General features: G+C 46.6%; 18 protein-coding genes. 4 read left to right on the top strand and 14 right to left on the bottom strand.

Annotated features, from left to right (window positions below; all coding sequences use genetic code 11):
- Positions 1–176 precede the first annotated feature (176 nt).
- The gene (locus MHI55_RS04265) at positions 177–989 is read left to right on the top strand and encodes a DUF1129 family protein (protein WP_340388969.1); all 813 of its coding nucleotides are present in this window, start codon (positions 177–179) and stop codon (positions 987–989) included.
- A gap of 104 nt (positions 990–1093) precedes the next feature.
- Here MHI55_RS04265 and MHI55_RS04260 read toward each other — a convergent pair whose 3' ends face one another.
- Both MHI55_RS04260 and MHI55_RS04255 read right to left on the bottom strand, forming a co-directional pair.
- Positions 1094–1999 (bottom strand): AraC family transcriptional regulator, encoded by a 906-nt coding sequence (locus tag MHI55_RS04260; protein ID WP_340388968.1) that lies wholly within the window; start codon positions 1997–1999, stop codon positions 1094–1096.
- Positions 2000–2299: 300 nt separating this feature from the next.
- Positions 2300–5443, bottom strand: coding sequence for a copper amine oxidase N-terminal domain-containing protein (locus tag MHI55_RS04255; protein ID WP_340388966.1), 3144 nt, complete (start codon positions 5441–5443; stop codon positions 2300–2302).
- 316 nt (positions 5444–5759) lie between these two features.
- On the opposite strand from MHI55_RS04255, the gene MHI55_RS04250 reads away from it, so the two are divergent.
- Positions 5760–6728: a hypothetical protein gene (locus MHI55_RS04250; RefSeq protein WP_340388964.1), complete on the top strand. Its 969-nt coding sequence runs from the start codon at positions 5760–5762 to the stop codon at positions 6726–6728.
- Positions 6729–6877: 149 nt separating this feature from the next.
- Here the strand turns inward: MHI55_RS04250 and MHI55_RS04245 are convergent, their stop codons facing one another.
- The 4 genes from MHI55_RS04245 to MHI55_RS04230 all read right to left on the bottom strand — a co-directional run bounded on the left by MHI55_RS04245 (position 6878) and on the right by MHI55_RS04230 (position 12614).
- Entirely contained in the window at positions 6878–7465 is a 588-nt protein-coding gene (locus MHI55_RS04245; RefSeq protein WP_340388962.1) for a GNAT family N-acetyltransferase, read from the bottom strand.
- A 14-nt stretch (positions 7466–7479) separates the two neighbouring features.
- The gene (gene ilvA / locus MHI55_RS04240) at positions 7480–8772 is read right to left on the bottom strand and encodes a threonine ammonia-lyase IlvA (protein WP_036606060.1); all 1293 of its coding nucleotides are present in this window, start codon (positions 8770–8772) and stop codon (positions 7480–7482) included.
- A gap of 294 nt (positions 8773–9066) precedes the next feature.
- The gene (locus MHI55_RS04235; RefSeq protein WP_340388960.1) at positions 9067–9957 is read right to left on the bottom strand and encodes an alpha/beta hydrolase; all 891 of its coding nucleotides are present in this window, start codon (positions 9955–9957) and stop codon (positions 9067–9069) included.
- Between the two features lie 365 nt (positions 9958–10322).
- The gene (locus MHI55_RS04230) at positions 10323–12614 is read right to left on the bottom strand and encodes a glycoside hydrolase family 3 C-terminal domain-containing protein (protein ID WP_340388958.1); all 2292 of its coding nucleotides are present in this window, start codon (positions 12612–12614) and stop codon (positions 10323–10325) included.
- 246 nt (positions 12615–12860) lie between these two features.
- On the opposite strand from MHI55_RS04230, the gene MHI55_RS04225 reads away from it, so the two are divergent.
- Entirely contained in the window at positions 12861–13544 is a 684-nt protein-coding gene (locus tag MHI55_RS04225; RefSeq protein ID WP_340388956.1) for a stalk domain-containing protein, read from the top strand.
- Positions 13545–13654: 110 nt separating this feature from the next.
- Here the strand turns inward: MHI55_RS04225 and MHI55_RS04220 are convergent, their stop codons facing one another.
- From MHI55_RS04220 to purM, 8 genes are all read right to left on the bottom strand, one after another.
- Positions 13655–14260 (bottom strand): alpha/beta hydrolase, encoded by a 606-nt coding sequence (locus MHI55_RS04220; protein WP_340390570.1) that lies wholly within the window; start codon positions 14258–14260, stop codon positions 13655–13657.
- A 14-nt stretch (positions 14261–14274) separates the two neighbouring features.
- Positions 14275–15228: a ring-cleaving dioxygenase gene (locus MHI55_RS04215; RefSeq protein ID WP_143781310.1), complete on the bottom strand. Its 954-nt coding sequence runs from the start codon at positions 15226–15228 to the stop codon at positions 14275–14277.
- Positions 15229–15624: 396 nt separating this feature from the next.
- Positions 15625–16707, bottom strand: coding sequence for a hemolysin family protein (locus MHI55_RS04210; RefSeq protein WP_036606063.1), 1083 nt, complete (start codon positions 16705–16707; stop codon positions 15625–15627).
- Positions 16708–16938: 231 nt separating this feature from the next.
- The gene (locus MHI55_RS04205) at positions 16939–18276 is read right to left on the bottom strand and encodes a hemolysin family protein (protein WP_036606064.1); all 1338 of its coding nucleotides are present in this window, start codon (positions 18274–18276) and stop codon (positions 16939–16941) included.
- A 719-nt stretch (positions 18277–18995) separates the two neighbouring features.
- A complete protein-coding gene (gene purD, locus MHI55_RS04200; RefSeq protein WP_340388954.1) occupies positions 18996–20261 on the bottom strand; it encodes a phosphoribosylamine--glycine ligase in 1266 nt (421 codons plus the stop codon).
- Positions 20262–20390: 129 nt separating this feature from the next.
- Positions 20391–21938, bottom strand: a complete 1548-nt coding sequence (purH, locus tag MHI55_RS04195; protein WP_340388952.1) for a bifunctional phosphoribosylaminoimidazolecarboxamide formyltransferase/IMP cyclohydrolase — start codon at positions 21936–21938, stop codon at positions 20391–20393.
- Positions 21939–22269: 331 nt separating this feature from the next.
- Positions 22270–22887 (bottom strand): phosphoribosylglycinamide formyltransferase, encoded by a 618-nt coding sequence (purN, locus tag MHI55_RS04190; RefSeq protein ID WP_036606067.1) that lies wholly within the window; start codon positions 22885–22887, stop codon positions 22270–22272.
- Positions 22887–23927: a phosphoribosylformylglycinamidine cyclo-ligase gene (purM, locus tag MHI55_RS04185; RefSeq protein ID WP_340388950.1), complete on the bottom strand. Its 1041-nt coding sequence runs from the start codon at positions 23925–23927 to the stop codon at positions 22887–22889. Before purM ends, purN begins: the two co-directional genes overlap by 1 nt.
- A 65-nt stretch (positions 23928–23992) precedes the next feature.
- Here purM and MHI55_RS04180 point away from each other — a divergent pair, with 65 nt between their 5' ends.
- Positions 23993–24214 carry a hypothetical protein gene (locus tag MHI55_RS04180; protein ID WP_156946077.1) on the top strand — a complete coding sequence of 74 codons (222 nt, stop codon included), beginning with the start codon at positions 23993–23995 and terminating at the stop codon, positions 24212–24214.
- Positions 24215–24244: the final 30 nt, after the last annotated feature.

Here is a 24244-nt window from a genome sequence, read left to right as displayed (position 1 = left end):
TGGTGCTGTTATGCACCTGTGTTATACTGGCCTGTGTATGGATATGGGTCCACCATGAGCAGCTTTTTTATAAGGAATGACTTTGCGAAACGAGAGCCCTTCCCTTATACTAAAATACCGTCAGGGTCTTCAGTCCATTGGAAGATCAGAACGTGTGTAGACAGGGGGAGCAATCATTGGGGATTTCCTATAAGAAGCTTAAAGAAATACAGAATCGGCAAATAACAGAGATGAGTCGAATGACACCTGAACATGTGAAACTGTATGACGAGATCAGCACAATTGCGCGTCATGCGCCAGCGGACGAGAGAACACAGGAAGAGTGGATACTCTCCGCAGGAAAAGCAATCGTACAGGCTCAGCGGGATAACAAACCCGCTCGCGAGTTATACGGACCTGATCTGGAACAAGACATCCATGCACAGCTCGGGATTACAAATACAGCACCGGAGAAGACGGCTGTCGTTGAGATGGGTAAATCCAGCCCAACCCGTGATAATAGTTCAACAGCTTCATCGAAAAAGAATGCCAACGCTGTAGAACCACAGCCAACTGAGAATCCAGAGCCTGTGAAACGGACACCAAAGTGGTATGCCATGATCGCTTGGGCGGCTTTGTCTTTTGTCATGTTGATTCAAGGATGTGTGGGATTGTTCGTGGGTTGGACTGGCGGAGATACGGAGCCGTTCCAACACATCAGTCTGTTCTCTCTGATCGTTGCGGCAGTTGGCGGTATCGCATTGGTGGAGATGCTTCGCCGTCTTGCTGAACGACCGGACGATGAAGGAGCGGACAAGAACACCGTACCTAAGGTTAACCTTAAGGGAATCATCATTTACATCGTCATCGTGGTCCTTGTGCTCTTTGTAGGGTATCCACTGCGTGATAAACTTCCGGTATTTGCACTGGCTCCGTGGGTGAGTGCAGTGATCGGAGTTGTGGGACTTGCAACGGTAAGGCCTTTATTTGGACAAAAGAAAACAGCATAACACGTATATAATCGATTAAGGGGCCTTGAGGGTCCCTTTTTCATGTTCTGACGAATCTAAATCCTTCTGATATTAGGTACATGTGACATGGGCACGGGAACGCTTCACGAACTCGTGAGGTCTTTTTCCATTTGGAGCTGGTTCCGATGTTTGATTCCTTTACCCGGTGTTTCTCCAAACTCCCGCTTGAACATCCGGATAAAATAGTTCACTTCCATTCCTACGGTCTCTGCCACCTCTCGCACACTTGCTCGTGGATGCTTGTCCATCCAGTCCGAAGCCTTCTGCAAACGTAATCTTTGCATATATTGATGTCCTGTCACGCCATAATGATGATGAAATAATCGATTGAGATGCTGAACCGAATAACCCACTGCGTCAGCGACATGCTTCAATAACAGGTCATCCTGGTAGTGCGTATGCATCAATGCTACTGCTCGGACGAGTGCATCCTTGCTCGGATCGGGCTCCCGATTAGAACGTGTTACAGTGCCGTCCTGTGCCATCGATGATCCAATACCTCCGATGCCGACATCAGATGGAATTTTCGATTTTGCTATATCCAAAATAAGCTGGTAGATGAGGGCTGATGTGTTCCACATCTCCGTTGCTCCTTGATCCAACGTGTGCCAGAGATTGGTCATGCGTAACCAGATGATTTCAAAACCGGAGATATGGCACGGTTCGTTCTGAAGCAAACCCGTGGATTGTAGTACCGATTCAGCCGATGTACCGCCAATACCGATATAACCCAGTTCTCCTTTGGATTTGGAATGAGGCACATACTCATGCGCAACCTCGGGTTCCACGATGAATAACTGCCCTGCTCCCATCGTCCATGTCCCTTTTCCCATTATCTTGAACTGCCCTTCACCACCGCGTGACAAAAACAACTGATACACCGGAAATCCATCCGGTCTATGCAGAACTTTCTCTTCCTGCGTCCCCACACAATACAGGTACAGCGGCAACCGGGAATCCGGCAGGCCCGTCAAACGAAACGCAAGCATTCCATCATTCCTTTCGGCTCATAGGCTCCTACATAAGGTGAACTAAAGATATTTACACTGTCCGTTTCATGTAAATATTTAGTTCAATCTATATAGCCAACTTCCCTTTATTATCCATTATTTGTTCCCGATGTAACAATGGTCTTAGGAACCTTTTTGACGACAAGATTTTCAAAAAGCGAGTCTGAAATTCACGCCAGACGATTGTCGTTCATACATAATGAAAACACCCTTTCCGGATGGAAAGGGTGTTCGAGTTTGTTTCAGTGTAGATTTTTACATTCAGCCCTTTGGAGGTGTTTACCCCTCATTTGAGGCTGGTGGATTGGTAATAGACGTCTGCTCCTGTGTAGGCGTAGGCTGAGCTTTTTCAAGCTTGAATGTATCCGATGGGCCTGAAAGTGTATGTTTATTCGTTGTTGTATTTGCAGCAACTGAAAGAATATACACCTTATACTCGCCTCCTTCCACCAGATTGGCTCCAGTTGAATCTATAGCTGATTTCGTTAAAGTAACTTCAACCGCTGCAGGATTTCCAATTGGGTAGCTAGTGTTAGAGCTTGCTGTAGTAATATCCAAATTATCTGTTCCTTTAACAATAAAGATTCGGTATGCAGAAATCCCCGTTTCAGCAGTTGGTTTAGTAAAGGTAAGCTTATAACTCGCTTCGGTTACAGTACTTGTATTTTGAAGGCCTGTAATAGTAGCAGTTTGAACCACATTTGCTTGTGTAAAGATATTAAACTCATTGGAAGCAAGGGACAGATTGGAAGCACGTGATGTACTGTCCGAAACGGACAAGACAAACACTCTGTATTTCTGTCCAGCTACAAGGGCACTACCATTAATATCTCGATGTCCACCGTTTAGTACTACCGGACTGCCTGCATTGTTTTTGTTAATTTCAATAAAAGAATTAATTCCAAGAGCAGAACTTGTATTGAATCCACTCACTTGGTTAGCAGGCACAATCAGGATACGATAATTGGAGATATTGGTCTCGTTAGTTGCCTTATTGAAGGTTATTGTTACATCCGAAGGCGTTCCAGACTGTCCTTGATCTTTAACGGTTGCATTCACATTACTCGCCACTGCTACAGCGGAATTTGAAGTCAGTGTCACTATACCAGAGGCTGACGATATTGCATTCACTAAAGACGTGTTATTATTAACAGCCATCACGTACACTCGATAGCCTACATCATTACGGATCAAGTCACCATCCACTGATCTCGAACCATTAGACAAAGTAATCGTCTGGTTGCTTCCAGTTCTACTTACATACGTATAATTCGAGCTATTCACTGTATTGGCTACGTTCAGATTGAAGCTGCCTGCATTTGCATTTTTCACTACAAACACCCGATAATGATTCACATTTGTCTCATCTGCGGATTTAGTGAACGTCACACGCAGATCACGTCCATCTCCAGTATCCCCAATATCAGTTGCAACCACATTGCTCGGAGCTGTTACAGCCGCGTTTGCCGACAATGTAATCTGGGAAGAGTAACCAGACAAAGCATTTTGACTGGAGTTTCCGTTGTTGTTCACCGACAGAACGAATACCCGATAAGCAACATTATTGCTAATGGTATAACCATTGGTATCTACCGCATAGTTTGGAAGCGTAACGGACAGGTTACCACCCGTTTTGTTCACCTGCGTATAGTTGTTTGACGCATTAGCTGCGCTTAGTGTGAAGCTGCCCACATTAGCGGAACGAACTACATATACTCGGTAGGCAGAGATTCTGGATTCATCCGCAGCTTTGTTGAAAGAAACCCGCAGATCACGCCCATCACCGTAGTCACTAATATCCGCAACAGACAGGTTGCTAATAACTCCCGCGTTACCGGTCGTTGTCAGTCTCAGAGCTGTGGAGGAAGCTGACAGCGCATTGGTGTATCCATTTTGCTGATTGCCCACCGCCATCACAAAGATGCGATAATCTTGCAGATTCGTTACGTTATAACCACTTGTGTCCTTCATGGATGAAGGCAAAGTCGTTGTAATGTTGTTACCTGTTTTATTCACCGTATAGTACAGACTGGAGGACAGGTTACTCGCCGTTGTCAGATTAAAGCTGCTGGCAACCGAGTTGCGCACCACAAAGACGCGATAATTCGCCACCTTGGACTCATCTGATGAACGGTTGAAGCTCACCTGAATATCACGACCATCTCCATAATCCGAGTTATCCTTCACCTGCGTAATTACTGGAGAGGTTGCTGTGTTCACGGACAGCGTAAGTGAAGATGTTGCTGCGGACAGCTTGCTGTCTGTTGTTGTATTAGTGCTTACCGACAAGATGTAAACTACATATGCTGTACCGCTTTTGATCAATTCGCCGGACGTATCCCGTGTCGAAGAAGTCAGCTGGCTTTTCACTGCGGTACTGTTTCCTTTGTATATGATCGTTGAGTTGGCACTGGACACTTTGTTCGCTGCAGCCAGATTGAACGCAGAAGAATCCTTCGCTTTAACAACAAAAGCACGATAATACGTAATGTTCGATGTTGTGCTCGGCTGCGTGAAGTTAATCTCCAGATCGCGACCATCGCCATAGTCACTAATATCTGCGGCACGCAGACTTGTAACTGCCTGTACCGTGGATTTCACATTATTGAGCTTCAAGGCTTGGGAAGACCAGTTCAATGCATTTTTATAATTATTGCTGCTGTTACCAACAGTCAGTACATACAGGCGATACGTTTCATTGCTGTTAAGCAAATCCCCGTTTACGTCACGTGTCTGTGCATTAAGTGTCAGTTTCGGGTTGCTGCCATTTGGTGTAACAGATGTGTAGTTCGCAGAAGGTACGGCAGTGGCTGAGGACTCCGTGAAGCTATTCACATCGCGAGTTTTTACCAGCATAATCCGGTAAGCAGATACCGCCTTCTCTGAAGTTGGACGTGTGAAGCTCACGGTCAAGTCACGACCATCTCCGTTACTTCCGGATACCGAACCATAGATGTTCCATGCAGCATATTGTGTCTCATCCACTGGAGGTGTGGCCGTTGTCTTGATATCTACACGCTGATTGCGTGAGTTCCAGAATACTTTCTCTCCAAAAGCTTCACTGACAAAACGAATTGGAACCATCGTGTTGCCCTTAATCGTGTTTGCAGGTACATCCAGCGATATCGCTTCCCCGTTGATGTATGCCGTTTTGGAACCGAGTGTCAATGTAACTTCCTGATCGTCGCGAGTTGCAACAATCGTTTTGGTTCTGTTCGTGTACTGTACCTTCGCATCCAATCCTTCAAAAATCGAACGCAGCGGAACCAGTACACGTCCACCTTTCATCACAGGTGCCTGAGCAGATGATAACTCTGCATCATTAATATATATGCTGATCCTCGCGGCTGCATCCATAACCGACGTTGGAAGTGCGGACATCAGCATGGCCGATACAGCCAGCGCTGACATTACCTTCTTCACTTGTTTTCCTCCCGCTTTCCTCATATCCCATATCCCCATTCTCGCATTTAGTTAACATCGAAATAGATTCGCTGTTCTTTTCATTAATTCCTGTATTTACCTATGCACAACTAAGACGTTCCGATCGGCTCAAAAGTTTCCAGTTGTACAAAAAATATTTTCTCAGAAAACTTCCTCTATCTTCCACCCTCCAAAAGTTAAAAATAACAGAAGAATTTGTCACCATTCCGCAACCACATCCTGCACCAATTGGGTTAATGTATAGTGACTAGTGAACAACACCTATCATTTTCTCAACTACGGGAGGTTCATATCTATGACATCATCGTTCCAATCTGCCAAACGTAAAGGCATGCGCACCTTCATTACAGCCACCGCCATCCTCATGCTGCTCCAAACGGCTGTCGCTCCCTTATCCGGAGTCGCTGCAGCCGCACCTTCCAGTACAGATACCAAAGTCACGACTGCCAGTTCAACAACGATATATAAAACATTTCAGTCCATGCTCTACAAAAAGAACGGCTTGCCTGCCGCGGATACTTATCTCGAATCTCATATCAATCAAGTCACCACTTATCATGCAACTCTGATGGCCTTACAACTGGAGAATGCCCGCAACAAGGCGTTAACAGCCATGACGGACCGTCTACTGGTGCCTAATGTTCAAGACAAGATGATCAAAGCCTACAAGTGGAATGATAGCTTCACCCAACTGATGAGCCGCACCAACGACACCAGTCTGCGTGCGTTGCTCCAGCAGGCACGGGATAGCGGTTATCGCCTGGTTATGCTGGAAGGTTCCCTCTATCCGATCATGAACTATATGGCTTTTCAGAAATATATCTCATACGTGAAACCAGACATCAAACAATACATTAATATTATGGCAGTTGAAACCAGCAACCTTGCCGCCGATGATGGTGCACTGGTCATTGGCTATAAGGAGATACTCAATCGCGCTCTGAATCAGGAACGATTCCTGAACGAATATCCGAAGTCCAATCGGGTACAACAGGTGAAGAACCTGATGAATAACTATACCTTGTATACCTTTTATGGCCTGAATAATACGCCTTTATTTGACTATGAAACGAACAAAATGACAGCCAATGCCCAGAAAGGTTACAAAGCTGTCTTACAACGTAACTCAACCGAAGACAGTGCCTTCCTGACCAAACTCGAAAAGTTCATGGACATCGTAACCGAAGCCAAATTCGAGAAAACGACTGCTGTCGAGAAATGGCTGGAGCAGAATGTGCCGGTCAGCGACTACACGAATTATTGAGTTAATCCGCTTCCATGGTTAATATCCTGTTCGAATTCAGGCTAAATCCCAACAGATAACCACAACAAAAACCGCGACAGGGTTTGCTCCTGTTGCGGTTTCTTTTTGCTTCTATAGTCAAAACTGACTTAATCCGTGAGCTCCCTGCACTATTGAATCGGTTTGACCATATGATTATACTCATGTCCTGCTATGACAATCACATCGTCTTTGACATATCCCTGCCGTTCGTACAGCATTAGCGCACGGCCGTTGTCCCGTTCTACAATCAAGGATACCTGCGAGTGACCCAGATCTCTGCCCTGCTGCTCAAAAGCAGCCATCAGTGCCCGGCCGATGCCCTGCCCCTGATAAGCTTCACTTACCGAGAGAGTATCCAGATAATACTCCCCCGGACGGGTTTCTTTGACCAATGCATACTTCTCTTCCTGGCTTCGTCCAGGGCGGTTCAAAATCGGCTGGTCCAGACGATCTGCGTCTCCGCCATCATAGGCTACCAGAATCCCCGCAATCAGCCCATCCCGCTCCATCACTGTCACATGACGATAGCTAATCCGGTTGTTTTCCTGCACATAAAACTCCTGCAAAATCTGCATCGCCTTCTCATGATCCGCCTCACCCGCAAGCGAGTAAGCTATATCCCCTATCGCCTGATACAGTAACGGAATGACCTGATCAGCATCTTCTATGCGTGCAGGTCTGATCAGAGGAGATGTTTCTTGGTGATCTAATTGCATTTTGGAATTATTCATCAGATTAACATGTTGAACAGATTTAGATTTTTGTTCAGTTCGGTATAGGCGATACCTTTGCGGTTCATGCGTTCAATGAGCGGGTGGTAATCTTCCTTGTACATCAGCTCGATGCCCACCAAGGCAGGGCCATTTTCCTTATCATGCTTTTTCGTATATTCAAACCGGGTGATATCATCATTCTTCCCTAGAACTTCCTCCAGGAATTCACGTAAAGCTCCTGCACGCTGCGGGAAATTAACCATGAAATAATACTTCAGACCTTCATAGATCAGGGAACGTTCCTTGATCTCCTGCATCCGGTCGATATCGTTGTTCCCGCCACTAATAACACAGACCACCGTCTTGCCCACGATTTGCTCACGATATTGCTCAAGCGCCGCAACAGCCAAGGAACCGGCAGGCTCGACAACGATCGCATTTTCATTATATAGTTCCAGAATAGTTGTGCAGGCTTTGCCTTCCGGCACTTTCACAATGTCATCAAGTATACTATTGCAGATATCAAAGGTGAGATCGCCAACACGTTTCACCGCTGCACCATCCACGAATTTATCAATATCATCCAACGTCACAACCTGTTTGCGGAACATCGCCTCACTCATGGAAGCTGCCCCAAGTGGCTCAACTCCAATGATGCGTGTCTCTGGACTCACGGTCTTCATGTAGGTTCCCACGCCGGCTGCCAACCCTCCGCCACCAATTGTCACGAACACATAGTCGGCATTCTCATCGAGACTTTCCATGATTTCCATCGCTACCGTACCATTACCTGCAATAATCTTCGGTTGATCAAAAGGATGGATAAACGTCATGCCCTGTTCGTCACATGCACGCATCGCTTCAGCATAAGCGTCATCATACGTATCCCCGATCAGCACCACTTCAACGTTGTTTCCACCAAAGCGACGCACCTGCTTCACCTTCTGGTTCGGTGTTGTACTCGGCATGAAGATTTTGCCGTTAATTCCAAGGGCATTACAACTAAAAGCAACACCCTGAGCATGGTTGCCCGCACTTGCACAGACAATACCCTTCTCCATTTCGGCTGGTGTCAGACTGCGAATCATATTATAGGCGCCCCGAATTTTGAACGAACGTACCACTTGAAGGTCTTCCCTTTTCAGATACACATTACAGTTATATTTGGCCGACAATACAGCATCCCGCTGTAACGGCGTTCTTACAATGACCTCACGCAACACATGATGTGCGCGTACGATATCTTCCATGCCAACACTGGCACGACCGGGACTTGTGGTTCCCGTTGGTTCTTGTTCAACTGGTTTCATGTTGTCTCCACACTCCGCTTTTATGGTCTATATAAGTTGAACTAAAGTTTATTTTTACACTGACACTACGATGACAGAATAACCCTCCAATCGCTGTTATCCCCGGATTTTTTCGATTCCCTTTTCCCAAGGGAAAAATCCGGTGATAGCGTATGCTTCCGATGCAGCTTTCTTTCAGAAAGCTTTTAGGCGAACGCTTCGCTTTTTCAGGTTCTTTCTGTCCTCTCCGTTATCGTGTAAATCATTAATTCAACTTATCTAGCAATGTCGCGCACTGCTTTTCTTTGTATTGTATCACTTTTGCTCTATTCTTGCGCCTGAGCTCACGTCATTTATCATTCGTACAATTTCATCAATAATGACCTGAGGGTCTGTATACATAACCATATGTCCCGATTGATCGGCCCCAATCCATCTCGCATTGGACAGCTGGCTCACCGTCTGACGATGCGCCGTAATGAGGGCAGGTCTTATTTTCCCCTCTCCCTTGCCCGGTTTCGTACCCGAGATCACGCTAACTTCCAGATCACCCAGAGCCGGAGGATGTTCCAGCAGCGCTGCCATGTCATCCAGAAATGTTTTGCCTTCTGCAAGCATCGTGCTGGCTGCCCGTACAGTGAAATCCTCCTTGAGGTGATCCGCTGCCACATCGTCAGGCTGAACACTTCCAGCTTTGCTGCCAAGTTTCTTATATAAGCCAGTCCGCGCCATGATTGGAATAATAAAACCATTGATGGCAAAGCTCTTTTTAGTAAGCTTGGAAAAATACATTTCGCAATGCTCGTCTGATGGATCTACCAGAATAATGCCACGTAATCGAGATAGATGTGCAGCTGCCGCAGCCCGTACAATCGGACCGCCCCAGCTATGTCCAACCAGAATGAATGGGCCCGGGCCCAGAGCTGTCAGCAGTTCTCCAAGATCCCCTGCAATGCGTTCAAGGCTGCGGGGAGCCGAGTCGACATCACTTCGTCCCGCCCCTGCCCTGTCATACACGACAGCACGTGCATGCTCAGCAATGGCTGGTGCAACCAGTCCCCAGTTTGATCTGGAGGCGCCCATACCGGACTCAAATACAACCATCAGTTCTCCTGTTCCCCTGGACATATAATGTAGTTTGCGACCATCGCGGGTCTGAACAAACGCACTTGAACCAAATGTATGTAAGCTAGGGTTAGAATTCATATTCCCCTCCTGATTACGTGCATAATCATCTATCACCGAATCTAATTGAAAATGATTATCAATTACTTCATTATAGATTAATCCATCCTTTACGACAACCATGTTGCTTCAGCAAGTTAGAGCAGTCCTGTCACCTCTGTCACGTTGCTAGGATCACCCCACATCCCACCGTTCCTTCCCCCCCTTTTTCCTTGTGCAAAAAGAAAACCCGATCCATGATCGGATCGGGTAACTGTCCTAGCCACTATGCGGCTGACTATCACATACACCTTCTTATTGCTTCGTGCGCAGTTCCTGCACGTATCGCATAATCGTAATCGCTTAATCCAAGGATGGACGAATACTCGGTTTAAGAGCACAGCCCCTTATCCCCGAATACCATGATCCTTGTTGTTCAGCTGCTCCAGAAGTTCATTCATCGCTTCTTCCGTCATGGCCCCACCGCTAAACGCAACCAGTGCTCGCAGCGGCATATATTTCATCATCGCATCCATCATATCTGCATGATCACCAGCATCATCACCGCCGAACCCACTGGCTTCCTGGAATTGTTGCAAAGCCTGGTCCAGTAGCTGTTTATGGGCCGGATCACGCCGGATATCACCCAATGTACTATTACGCGTATAGGTTGGAAGGAATGTCGCTGTAGACTCTACATTCACACGTGTGTGCACATGAATGCCCCGTGAGGAACTGCCTACCTGAATCTCGAACTCTCCGGTCTCCACATGCCAGTCCTTCATATCTACGTTGTAATAGGCGAATGAACGTTTGTTTAGTGTGAAGCTCACCACTTTGGACTCTCCAGGTTCAAGGGCCACCTTCGCAAATCCTTTCAATTCTCTTACAGGACGAATAACTGTGCTCTCTACATCGCTGACATACAACTGTACAATCTCCTTGCCCGCTCTGTCACCGGTATTGGTGACCCTTACTTGCACATTCACCTCATCCTGATCGGTCAATTCTGTGCGATCTACCTTCAGGTCAGCATATTCAAATGTCGTATAACTTAGTCCATAACCAAACGGAAACAGTGGCTCCAGCTCTTTTTTATCATAATAGCGGTAACCAACAAAGATGCCTTCCCGGTAATCAACTCGATCCCCTTCGCCCGGGAAATTCAGATAAGATGGATTATGGCTGAGCTTGGCAGGGAACGTCTCCGCCAGTTTACCGGACGGATTCACCTCACCATACAGCAGATCAGCTATCGCTCCACCAACGGCCTGTCCACCAAGATAAGCTTCAAGCACCGCTTGCACCTGTGGCAACCAAGGCATCTCCACTGGAGATCCGTTGCTCAGCACCACAACCACACGTGATTGTACTTTTGCAATCTCTTCAATCAGACGAATATGATTGTCAGGTAGACGCAAATGGGCACGATCATACCCTTCGGATTCATAACGATCCGGCAATCCAACAAACACAACAGCGGTATCAGCCGACTGTGCGGTCTGAACAGCCTCAAGCATTAACGTCTCATCCACATCATCCGCTTCAATCCGATAACCTGGGGCATACGAGAAGGTTACACCTTCGCCAGCCACCTGGGGCATCTCTTCCACAATATCATCCACTTTGGTCGGATTAATGTGGGAACTTCCCCCGCCCTGGAAGCGAGGTTTACGCGCAAATGCCCCGATTATCGCCACATCGCCTTCACGCCCAAGCGGCAGGATACCTTCTTCATTTTTCAGCAAAACCATACTCTCGGCTGCCACCTTACGCGCAAGTTGGTGATGCTCATCCTTGTTATATGTAGCCCCATCTTGCTTTTGATCAACGGCATTAAAGATCAGCGTAAGCAGACGCTCCACCGCCCGATCCAGCTTGTCCAGCGGCAGTTGTCCACTCTCTACGGCATCGATCACTTTACGCTCACCGATTCCACCACTTGTTGGCATCTCCAGTTCCAGTCCTGCTGCAAGGGCATCTGCACGTTCATTGACCGCACCCCAGTCTGATACCACAAGACCTTCGTGTCCCCATTCGTCTTTCAGGATATCCGTAAGCAACCATTCATTCTCACCTGCATACGTACCGTTCACCTTATTGTAAGAACACATCACCATCCACGGCTGTCCATCCTTCACCGCACCTTCGAAGCTCGCCAGATAGATTTCATGCAGTGTCCGTTCATCCACCACCGCATCAATCGACATGCGCCGTTCTTCCTGATTATTAACTGCAAAGTGTTTGAGAGACGTACCCACACCCTGGCTCTGCACACCCTGAATATGACCGGTAGCCATCTGCGTAGATAACAACGGATCTTCGGAAAAGTATTCAAAATTACGTCCACCCAATGGGGAACGTTTAATATTTACACCCGGTCCAAGTAATACCGCTACATCCTCGGCCTGACATTCCTCACCCAAAGCCACCCCGACCTGACGCGCCAGCTCCTTGTCCCATGAACTAGCCAATCCTGCCGCAGACGGGAAACAGGTTGCAGGCACGCTCGACGTCAGGCCCAGATGATCTGCACTCCCATCCTGCTTGCGTAGCCCATGAGGTCCGTCCGTCACCATGATGGATGGAATGCCAAGACGCTCCACCCCTTTCAGATGCCAAAAGTCCAGTCCCGAGCACATACCCGCTTTTTCTTCCAGTGTCATCCGCTGTACCAGTTCCTTGATGTTACGTTCCACATTAACCCCTCCAGTTCATGATGTTGATGCATAGCTATATCACTAAGCATACAAGGTTATCTACCACACATTCAAATGTTTACCCGGTTAGAAACGGTTACATAACACCAGTCATTCCGATTATAGGTCTATATTACTGATAACTCAGACGACTGATACTTTAAGACTATTAAAATCATTGTCATACCATGTCTAAAGTAATATAATTACAATGAAATCATATATTTACTTTAGGAGGAAGAAATTGTGAAGAAAAAGTTTATTATTGCGTTATCTAGCTTTACACTTCTTGGAGGTATGGCTATCGGCGCCGGAGCTGCACCAATCTTGGAGAAAATCACGGCCAATCTGAATTGGGGAATCAATTACAACATTTCAGGTAAAGCATGGAGCCCAGTAGATCAAAATGGTAAGAAATTAGCTGCAATTACATATAACAGCACGACATACCTACCTGTTCGTTCAGTAGGCGAAGCACTTGGAGTAGCGGTAGATTATAACGGCAGTAGCCAAACTCTTATGCTTGGTGAGAAATCAGATAGGACACCTATAACATCCGAGAAAATTGTAACTGAATATAGTTCCTATGTTACGAAGGATAAACAATTCACTGTTCAACAAGGGAAAGATTATCTCTCTGGAGTTGTTATAAAGGAAATTAATAGTGCTGATAAAGGCTTCAATATTTCTACCGAAGGAAAATATCAAAAACTTGAAGTTTCTGTATTCCCAGTTGATGTAAAGACAGATATTAGTGTTAGAATTTTAGATGGAGATGTGTTGCTTAAAGAGATTATTATTGGTACATCTGATAAAATTCAAACTGCTTCATTCGACATTGGAGCAGCTAAAAAGCTGACTGTCGAAGCTGAAACTCTCAACATAACCGGTTCTGAAAGTTCTATTTTTGTTACTGGTAATCTAAATTAGAAATAAAATTTCAAATCTAGAAAAAAACGTTACTCAAATGAGTAACGTTTTTTTCTTATAGAGACATTAAAATAATTTATCATTTGAATAGAGGATGTCTATCCACCAATTTACGCCTGTGTCTTAAACCAAGCTGCTGCAGCTTCTGCCTCGCTACGAGTTAACTGATGACCCTGACGCTCCCAATGCGTGTTTACATCGGCACCTGCACCGCTGAGCAGCGAAGCAAGTTCCTCGGTTTCACGTCTTGGTACAATCGGATCGTTCTCGCCCGCACCAATGAACACAGGCAGACCTTTCAGATCCGGCAGTTCGAGTCCGCGCAACGGTACCATCGGGTGATGCAGAATTGCACCTTTGAATACATCTGCTTGATGGAAGATCAAGCTTGCCGCAATGTTGGCACCGTTAGAGTAACCCAGTGCATACACGTTGGACCGATCGAACCCATATTCCACCGCAGCTGCATCGACAAAAGATCCCAGCTCTGCCGTACGAGCAATCAGATCTTCTTCATCAAAAATGCCTTCGGCCAGGCGGCGGAAGAAACGGGGCATCCCGTTCTCCGATACATTACCCCGCACCCCAAGTATGCCAGCTCCTGGTGCGATCATCTCCGCCAGACCGATCAGATCATTCTCGGTTCCGCCTGTGCCATGAAGCAACAGGATTGTTGGCGCATCCGGCTGAGCACCTGCTTTATAGATATGTTTCATTGTATTGGTTGTGGTCATGATTTGGACTCTCCTTTCCATTCACGTACTTCAATTCGTGGCAACAATTGTTCAATCTGCTCACGCTGTGGTTCAAACCACTCAGGCAACATCAGTTTCTCACCCATGCTCTCTGCTGGTTCATCCCGTGCAAATCCCGGAGGATCCGTGGCCAGTTCGAACAGTATACCACCCGGCTCCCGGAAGTACACAGCGTTGAAGTATTGACGGTCAATGACTGGCGTTGGATGATATCCGGATTGTTCAAGATCCTGCTGAATTTGTTCATGTTCCACGTAATCTTTGGCACGCCATGCAATATGGTGAACCGTTCCGGCTCCGCCAATCCCGCGTTGGATACCTGTGGACTGAATATCAATGATCTGACCAATATCGCCGCTTGCCTGAAGACGAAGGAGTCCGTTCTCTTCACCGACTTGCTCCAGACCCAGTTTGCTCACCAAGACGTCCATGGTTTTCTCAGGAACGTGGCTGAACAATACGGCTCCGCCAAATCCTTTGATGGCATGCTCCGGTGTCACACCGTTGAAACTCCAGTTGCTTGGCTGACCACCTTCACGCTCAACCAGTTCAAGCAACAGACCGCCTTTGTCGAAGAAACGAATGTACTGCTCACCAAATCTGGTTTTATTTTCATATGGAATATCGAAGGAAGCAAGACGTTCTTTCCAGAAAGGCAGGCTTCCTACAGGAACCGCATATACGGTAACTCCAGTCTGACCTGACCCAATGACACCTCTTCTTGAATTCTGCTGTGGGAAAAAGGTAATGATTGTGCCCGGTGCACCCTGCTCATTCCCGTAATACAAGTGATACACATCCGGTGCATCAAAGTTAATTGTTTTTTTCACCAGTCTGAGCGCCAACACAGCTGCATAAAAATCAACGTTTTTCTGCGCATCGTCAACAAAAGCTGTAATATGATGAATTCCTGAAGTTCTGAACATAATCTCCACTCCCTTGGTTTATTTACACAGACACTACGATGACAGAATAACCTTCCAATCGCTGTTATCCCCAGATTTTTTTGATTTCTTTTCCTAAGGGAAAATCCGGGGATAAAGGCGAACGCTTCGCTTTTTCAGGTTTTTTCTGTCCTCTTCGTTACGTGTAAGTTATTAGTTCGACTTATTTTGCTTCTTTTATTTATTGCTTTTCGTTATTTATCTTTAAGTTAAGATTCTTTAAATTTATATTAATCCATTGGACTACATTATGCAAGCTTTTATTTTAAAATTAAGATTTAATACAAAAAGCAGGCCCCGATCACTCCGGGAACCTGCTTAGCGTTATAACGATTGATTAGCTTGTTTCGTATTCCTGTATTACTTTTGTATTAATGCTTCTTAAACCAGTTTCATTCTTTTTGGTGGATTCACCAAATCTTTATGCTCGTATTCATCCTTGATATCTCCGACAATCTCTTCAAGGATATCCTCCATCGTAACCATACCTACCGTAGCACCTGCCTCGTTTTTCACGGTTGCAATGTGTACACGGCTTTGCTGCATCTGGATCAGTACATCCTTGATTGGAGAACGCTCGGAGAAACTCGGTGTATTGTGAACAAATGTCTCCATATTGAAGTCTCTGCCTGCTGCTACACTCGTCAGCATTTCTTTCGTGTTAATGAAGCCAACAAAATGAGCCTGATCCCCATTTGCAATAACAGGGTATCTCGTGTATTCGTGTCGATTCAGCGTTTCAATGATCTGATCAATCGGCATTTCCTTATTCAAAGTAACAATTTTATCTCGTGGAATCATGATCTCCTGAAGCAGACGCTCATCAAAAGCAAAAATGTTTTTGAGATAGTCCAGCTCCGTCTGGTTGATCTCGCCACTCTCGTAGCTCTGTGCCATAATCAGCTTCAGCTCTTCTTCGGAGTGAACGGTATCATGCCCGGCAGGTTTTACACCAAATATGCCAAGTAACAGACGAGCAGCTCCATTCAGCGCGTAGATGAATGGATTCATGATTTTACCGAACCAGTACAGTGGTGGTGCCAGCAACAGCGTCATTCTCTCTGCAAATTGAATCGCCAGGGTTTTCGGCGCCAATTCACCAATAACCACGTGCAGGAACGTAATGATCGCCAGAGCAATACCATAGGAAAGCACGGTAGACAATGCCGCTGGTACTTCCATTCGCTCAAAGAGCGGATGCAGCATTTTCTCAACAGTAGGTTCACCCAAGGCTCCCAATACCAGCGCCGTAATGGTGATCCCCAATTGACATGCCGACAGATAATAATCCAGGTTGTGCGCCACTTTTTTGGCCAGTACTGCCTTTTTGTTGCCTTCCGAGATCAATTGATCGATTCGGGACATCCGTACTTTAAGAATTGCAAATTCGGCTCCAACGAAAAAGGCTGTCAGACCTATAAATACGGCTACTAAAAATAAATTCAAGGCTATTATTCCGTCCAATGATTTCCCTCGGGTTGAGGGATTCACCTCCAAATAAAATTTATATTAAGGTTGCACAGACCACTCCGATGACAAAATAACCTTCCGACCGCTGTTATCACCAGATTTTTTTATTCCTTATATAAAAGGGGAAAATCCGGTGATAAAGGCGGACGCTTCGCTTCTTCAGTCTATTCTGTCCTCTCCGTTATCGCAAAAATATTTAAATTTTTAAAAGATTTCCGGACAAGATCACGCCAGATCGCTAGTAGCTTCCTCAACCTGTGCGCCGCTCACTCGTTCCAGAAGAACTTGCTTGATGTGATAGTTTTCGGTATCCACAACGGTCCACACATAATCGCCGTGTTCTACCGTGTCGCCTTTTTCCACACCTACACCCTTCTGGTACTGGATCCATCCAGCAACGGTGTCCATCTCTTCATTTCCTTCAAAGCTAAGTCCGAACTGCCGCTCCACTTCATCCAAAAGTACCCGACCATTAATGAGATATTGATTCTCTCCGGTTTCCTGGATATCAGCCACCTCATCGGCATCGAATTCATCGCGAATCTCACCGACAAGTTCCTCCAGAATATCCTCCATCGTAATGATACCCGAGGTACCCCCATATTCATCCACGACCACGGCCATGTGTACACGTTCCTGCTGCATTTTAATCATTGCATCCTGGATACTTGTAACTTCGGAAACAAATGGGATCTCACGAACGAACTCGCTTAGTTGATACGATCTTGCGGCTACCATGTCAGGCAAAATCTTTTTCACATTCACAACGCCGATAATGCGGTCCTTGTCCCCATCCTCGATGACAGGGTAACGTGAGTAGTTATGTTCATCCAATATAGGAATAATATCGTCATAGGTCATATCCTGATCTAATGTCACCAGTTCCGTACGTGGTACCATGATGTCCTTGGCATCACGTTCGTCGAACACAAATACATTTTCCAGATACGAAAGCTTGGTCTTGTTGTTCTCGTCACCTTCATAACTCTGGTTCATGATGATTTTGATCTCATCCTCCGAGTAGGCTTGATCATGTTTGGCAGGCTTTACACCGAATCCTCGCAGAAGAACACGTGATGTTCCATTAAGCGCCCAGATGAACGGATACATGATTTTACCAAACCAGTATAGCGATGGGGCGAGCATTAATGTCAGTTTTTCTGAAAATTGAATCGCCAACGTTTTCGGTGCCATCTCACCAACAACCACGTGCAAGAACGTGACGAGGATAAAGGCGATCGCATAGGAAGCAATCGACGAGATTGAAGCAGGTACATCTAAATAATTGAATACCGGATATAACAATCTCTCAACCGTCGGTTTTCCGAGCGCTCCCAGTCCCAGTGCAGTGACCGTAATACCGAGCTGACAGGCTGACAGATAATAATCCAGGTCCGAGACAACTTTTTTAGCCAATACGGCCTTTTTATTGCCCTCCGCGACCAGTTGATCCACTCTTGATGTACGAATTTTGACTACAGCGAACTCCGATGCTACGAAAAATGCAGTCAATGCAATCAAGATAATAAGTAAAGCGATATTCAATATGGTAATTATGTCCAATGATTTCCCCGGTTCTCAGGGATTCACCTCCAGAGATAGTTACAGCGTGATCCGTTAACTGTGTTAACCATTCATCAACTGTTAGTCTTTCAACACGACGTCTGCCTTATATAAAATTGATTTCAATGATATCTTTTGTATAAGTCTTACGTTTGACCTTGTAAAATTACAAAACAGGAATTCAAGATGAAGTCAATGACTTGCAGAAACTTCTTCATTCAAATCGGGTTACCCCTCATGCTGTCAATTGTTCCTCGCTTAACTCCACCTAGATTCGCCATTTGGACAATTTACAATATCGCCTACCCAATAGATATCCACCTCCCCTTGTACTCATTCCTGTTTCCGAAAAGTATACCATGTTTCCCGCTCAACCATCCAGTTGCACGTAATGGTTTGCCACAAGCTTACAGTATAATGTTCACAAATTAGTCTCTATGTATGTTACATACTTTATATAATATGATTGATATTACCTCATAATGTGATAATCTTCACATGTTTAGTATAGTCCAATTTATAAAAATACTACCCCTTACTTTAGGGCATTAAACATGCGTGATTTCCCTGATTTAATCCCGTTTTGAATCTTCCCCATATTCTTTCCCGTATAAAACAAGTCCGGCCGTATGCACAAGATACATCTATATACGTAGCAAAGAGCCCGCAAGATGCAAATACCTTTCCGGTATACATCTTTACGGGCTCTTATATTCATTCTATACGAGTGCTTTGGCAGCAATATCCGTTCGCTGATGTTTACCATCAAAATGGATACGCTCCGCCTGTTCATAAGCTTTGTTTCTAGCTTCGGCAATATCCGCACCAAGGCCAACTACGCCCAGGATCCGTCCACCATTGGTGACCCAGTCTCCTGCTTCATTACGCGCTGTACCTGCGTGGAATACCACGGCATCTTGCACTTGATCCAGACCATCAATGACTACACCTTTGGCATAAGGACCCGGATAACCTCCTGAAGCAAGCACCACACATACTGCGGCTTCATCACTCCATTCAATCTCAATATCAGCCAGCTTGCCATGAACGGTTGCCCAGAAGATATCAAACAAGTCGCTCTTCAGACGTGGCAATACAACCTGTGTTTCCGGATCACCAAAACGTGCGTTGAACTCAATCGTTTTGGGTTTGCCATCCGGCGAGATCATCAGTCCGGCAAATAATACCCCCTGGAACGGACGTCCTTCGGACACCATTGCTTTGGCAGTTGGTTTGATGATCGTCTCCACGGCTTCCTCAATAATAGAAGCAGGGATATGTGGCAAAGGTGAGTATGTCCCCATACCGCCTGTGTTTGGCCCTTGGTCGTTGTCGAATACAGGTTTGTGATCCTGTGCCGCCGCCATCGGGCGAACCGTCTCCCCATCAACAAAAGCCAGAATGGACATTTCCTGCCCTGCGAGGAATTCCTCGATAATTACTTTGGCTCCTGCTTCACCAAATACTTTGTCCACCATGATACTGCGAAGTGCCTGATCAGCCTCTTCACGCGAATAAGCTACGGTCACACCTTTGCCCGCTGCCAAACCATCTGCCTTGATGACAACCGGGATTGCTTGCTCATTTAGGTATGCTTGAGCTTGTTCGTAGTTGTCGAATTTTTCATAGGCTGCGGTTGGAATGTTGTATTTGTGCAGCAGATCCTTCATGAACGTTTTACTTCCCTCGATCTCTGCTGCATTACGACGAGGTCCAAATACCGGAATACCTGTCGAATCAAATGCATCCACGATTCCATCCGCCAACGGATCATCCGGACCAATAACCACCAATCCCACTTTAAGCTCTACAGCAAGAGCCGTTAGTTTATCAAATTCATTTACCGCAATGGCATGACACTCAGCCAGCTGAGCAATGCCTGCATTTCCCGGTGCACAGTGAATCTTGTCTACCTTTGGACTCTTCGCCAGTGCCCAGATGATTGCATGTTCCCGGCCACCGCCGCCTACTACCAGAATATCCATCCGTTCTGTCCCCCTCCGTGCATAACTGAATTTGTTACGCTAATGCGTGTTAAAAAAACCTAAAAAAGAGGGGGTGTACCATAAGTCATAAGTATGACTGGCGACACCCCTATTTAAACCTTTTTCGTTCTAGTGTTTGAAGTGACGAACGCCTGTGAAGACCATGGCAATTCCGTATTCATTCGCTACTTTGATGGATTCTTCATCTTTGATCGAACCACCAGGTTGGATCACTGCTGTAATTCCCGCTTTTGCTGCCAGTTCCAACGTATCACCCATTGGGAAGAACGCATCGGATGCCAGGATAGCACCTTTTGCTTGCTCGCCCGCTTGCTCAATCGCAATTTTGGCTGCACCCACACGATTCATTTGTCCAGCGCCCACACCTACCGTCATGTCATTCACAGCAAGTACAATCGCGTTGGATTTCACATGTTTAACTACTTTCCAGCCAAACAACAGCTGTTTCAGTTCTTCTTCCGATGGCGCACGATCGGTTACAACATTCAACTCGCTCGCTTCGATGGAGTGTACATCGGACTGTTGCACGATCATGCCACCGTCGATAGACGTTACCACGAATTGGCTCTCCCGTTTACGAGCAGCATTCAGTTCGCCTGTTTTGAGCAAACGAATGTTTTTCTTTTTCGTCAGGATATCGAGAGCCTCTTGTGTAAAATCAGGAGCAAGTACGATTTCCAGGAAAATCTCGCTCAACTTGCCCGCTGTATCGCTGTCGATAATGCGGTTCGCTGCCACAATGCCACCAAAGATAGATGTTGGATCCGCAGCATATGCCTTGCTGTAAGCTTCATAGATACTTGCGCCAATGCCCACGCCACATGGGTTCATATGTTTAACCGCGACAACGGCTGGTTCTTCAAATTCTTTGACAATCTGCAATGCTGCGTTCGCATCGTTGATGTTATTATAAGACAACTCTTTGCCGTGCAATTGCTCGGCTGTTGTCAACGTATCTTGAGCAGCCAGCGGTTTGCGGTAGAATGCCGCCTGCTGGTGTGGATTTTCGCCGTAACGCAAATCTTGGAGTTTTTCGTAAGTAACCGTTAGACGCTCTGGCAGTGGATCGCCATTTACGTTGGACAGGTAGTCGGAGATGAGTGCATCGTAAGCCGCCGTATGACGGAACACTTTTGCCGCAAGCCGTTTGCGAGTTTCGAGAGTGGTATCTCCATCGTTGCGCACTTCCTCCAGCACTTGGCTGTAATCAGATGCGTCTACAACGACACTGACAAAGGCATGGTTTTTGGATGCCGAGCGAAGCATCGTTGGACCACCGATATCGATGTTCTCGATGGCATCTTCGTATGCTACGTCCGGTTTCGCAATAGTCTCTTGGAATGGATACAGGTTCACGACAACCAGATCGATATAGCCGAGACCGAGTTCTTCCATCTGGCGTGTGTGCTCTTCGTTATCACGCACAGCCAACAACCCACTATGAACTGCCGGATGCAATGTTTTGACACGTCCGTCCATGATTTCGGGGAATCCGGTCACATCCGAAATTCCGATGACAGGTACGCCTTCCTTCGACAACAGGCTGCTTGTACCTCCTGTCGAAATAATCTCCACACCCATTTGCGACAGCTCTCGGCAAAAGTCCACGATGCCCGTTTTATCCGATACGCTAACCAGCGCTCTTTTGATACTCACAATATGCTCCTCCTTTAATGTCCCATGGCTTCGCGTTTCCTGACGAAACACAGCCGATTTATTTCCCGAGAAATATCACAAAATGCGTACCAATATTCGACTTCTGTTATAGAAGTTGAACCAAGATGTTTACACGGGACACTCCGATGACAGAACAACCTTTCAATCGCTGTTATCCCCAGATTTTTTGATTCCCTTTTCTTAAAGGGAAAATCCGGTGATAGCGTATGCTTCCGATGTAGCTTTCTTTCAGAAAGCTTTTAGGCGAACGCTTCGCTTTTTCAGGTTTTTTCTGTCCTCTCCGTTAATGTGTAAAAAAATTCAACTTATATCAAACCGGTTTGTTAACAGTCACGTGACGTCCGTCTAACTGAACCAGACCTTGCGCGAACCAGGAAACAACTTCAGGGTATAACTGCTGTTCAGCCGCATGAATGGAACGGCTGATTGACTCAGGCGTATCCTCTGGCAAAATGGGAACCGGATGCTGGGCAATAATCGGTCCGGTATCCATGCCTCCGTCCACAAAGTGCACGGTCACACCCGTAACTTTCACACCGTATTCCAATGCCTGTCCAATCGCATCCTTACCTGCAAATGCCGGTAGCAAGGACGGATGAATGTTAATCAACCGCCCTGCGTAACGATCCACCACAACGGAAGTCAGCAATCTCATATATCCGGCAAGAACGACCAGGTCGATCTTTTTGGATTCAAGCACTTCCACGATCTCTGACTCATAGGCTTCACGGGAAGCATAATTTTTCGGAGTAAACAGATGACATTCCACGCCTGCGTCCTGTGCCCGCTGCACAACACGTGCAGATGGTTTATCACACACGAGCAGATCAACGGATGCATTCAGCCCACCATTCCGTACTGCATCGACCAATGACTGAAAGTTAGTCCCTTCACCCGAGGCAAATACAGCTATGCGGTAGTTCGCCATTAAACATCCGCTCCCGTGAAGGTTACTCGCGCATCTCCTTCAGTAACACGGCCAATGATGTACGCTTCTTCACCAGATGCTTTCAGTTGTTGCAGCGCTTCCGATGCATCTGCTTCATTAACGACCAGTACAAGCCCGACACCCATGTTAAATGTGGTGAACATGTCACGGTTCGAAACAGCACCCTTTTCCTGTAACAGGTTGAAGATTGGCAGGATCGGCCAAGAGCCGTAGTCAATATCCACATTCACGTTGCTAGGCAACATACGTGGGATATTCTCGATGAAACCACCACCTGTAATGTGAGCCATACCTTTTACTTTTACCTTTTCCAGCAAGGACAACAGAGGTTTAACATAGATCTTTGTAGGTTCCAACAGTGAATCTCCCAGCTTACCACCCAGTTCCGCTACTTCATCATGCAGATCAAGTCCCGCATCTTCCAACAAAAGTCTGCGTACCAGCGAGAATCCGTTACTATGCACACCGCTGGAAGCAAGTCCAATCACTGTGTCGCCAGGGACGATGGTTGTACCATTGATGATCTTCGCTTTGTCCACGATCCCCACCGTGAATCCGGCAATATCGTATTCGCCTTCACTGTACATGCCCGGCATCTCCGCCGTCTCGCCACCGATCAACGCACAACCAGATTGATGACACCCTTCAGCGATACCCGCGACAATAGCTTCAATTTTCTCAGGAATGACTTTGTCACATGCCAGATAGTCGAGGAAGAAGAGTGGTTCTGCACCCTGTACCACAATGTCGTTCACACACATCGCTACCGCGTCGATTCCGATGGTATCGTGACGGTCCATGGCAAATGCAATTTTCAGCTTGGTGCCTACGCCATCCGTACCAGATACAAGCACCGGCTCATCGTATTTATCTTTGTTCAAACCGAACAGGGCGCCAAAGCCTCCCAGATCTGTCATCACTTCCGGACGGAAGGTACGCTTCACGTGTTTTTTCATCCGTTCAACCGCTTCATTACCTGCCGCGATATCAACGCCGGCCTTTTTATATGCTTCGGACAAGTGGAATCATCTCCTTTTTTTTCGCCCCACCTAAATCCTCCCGCCCGGGAGGACCCCATAGGACCTTGGCAGGCCCTCTGGACACCCGCCAAAAAAAGCGGTGCAGAGGTGGCTGGTGTGATCTTGCTATGGTTGGTTCGTGCGTGATCTCGCGGGATTGTTCGCCGATTCCGTTGGCTGCAAGCCATCGGTCGGCGAACCCCGCTCAGCTACGCTGCGGGCAAGCCCGCTGGGCAGCTGCTTCGCTCGGCTGCCTAGCCCCTGTTGCTCCGCAAGGCGGGGCTTAAGGGCGCGGGCTTGGCCCGGGGCAGCTGCTT

It is taken from the genome of Paenibacillus sp. FSL E2-0151, from assembly GCF_037993015.1.
Classification (GTDB): Bacteria; Bacillota; Bacilli; order Paenibacillales; family Paenibacillaceae; genus Paenibacillus; species Paenibacillus amylolyticus.
This window is presented reverse-complemented; position numbering and strand designations above follow the sequence as displayed.

Bases quoted from the DNA above. Each gene is read 5' to 3' on its own strand.
- purD (WP_340388954.1), bottom strand. From the start codon at position 20,261: ATGGATATTCTGGTAGTAGGCGGCGGTGGCCGGGAACATGCAATCATC.
- MHI55_RS04245 (WP_340388962.1), bottom strand. From the start codon at position 7,465: ATGCAATTAGATCACCAAGAAACATCTCCTCTGATCAGACCTGCACGC.
- purN (WP_036606067.1), bottom strand. From the start codon at position 22,887: ATGGCGAACTACCGCATAGCTGTATTTGCCTCGGGTGAAGGGACTAAC.
- MHI55_RS04250 (WP_340388964.1), top strand. From the start codon at position 5,760: ATGACATCATCGTTCCAATCTGCCAAACGTAAAGGCATGCGCACCTTC.
- MHI55_RS04260 (WP_340388968.1), bottom strand. From the start codon at position 1,999: ATGCTTGCGTTTCGTTTGACGGGCCTGCCGGATTCCCGGTTGCCGCTG.
- MHI55_RS04220 (WP_340390570.1), bottom strand. From the start codon at position 14,260: ATGAAACATATCTATAAAGCAGGTGCTCAGCCGGATGCGCCAACAATC.
- ilvA (WP_036606060.1), bottom strand. From the start codon at position 8,772: ATGAAACCAGTTGAACAAGAACCAACGGGAACCACAAGTCCCGGTCGT.
- MHI55_RS04235 (WP_340388960.1), bottom strand. From the start codon at position 9,957: ATGAATTCTAACCCTAGCTTACATACATTTGGTTCAAGTGCGTTTGTT.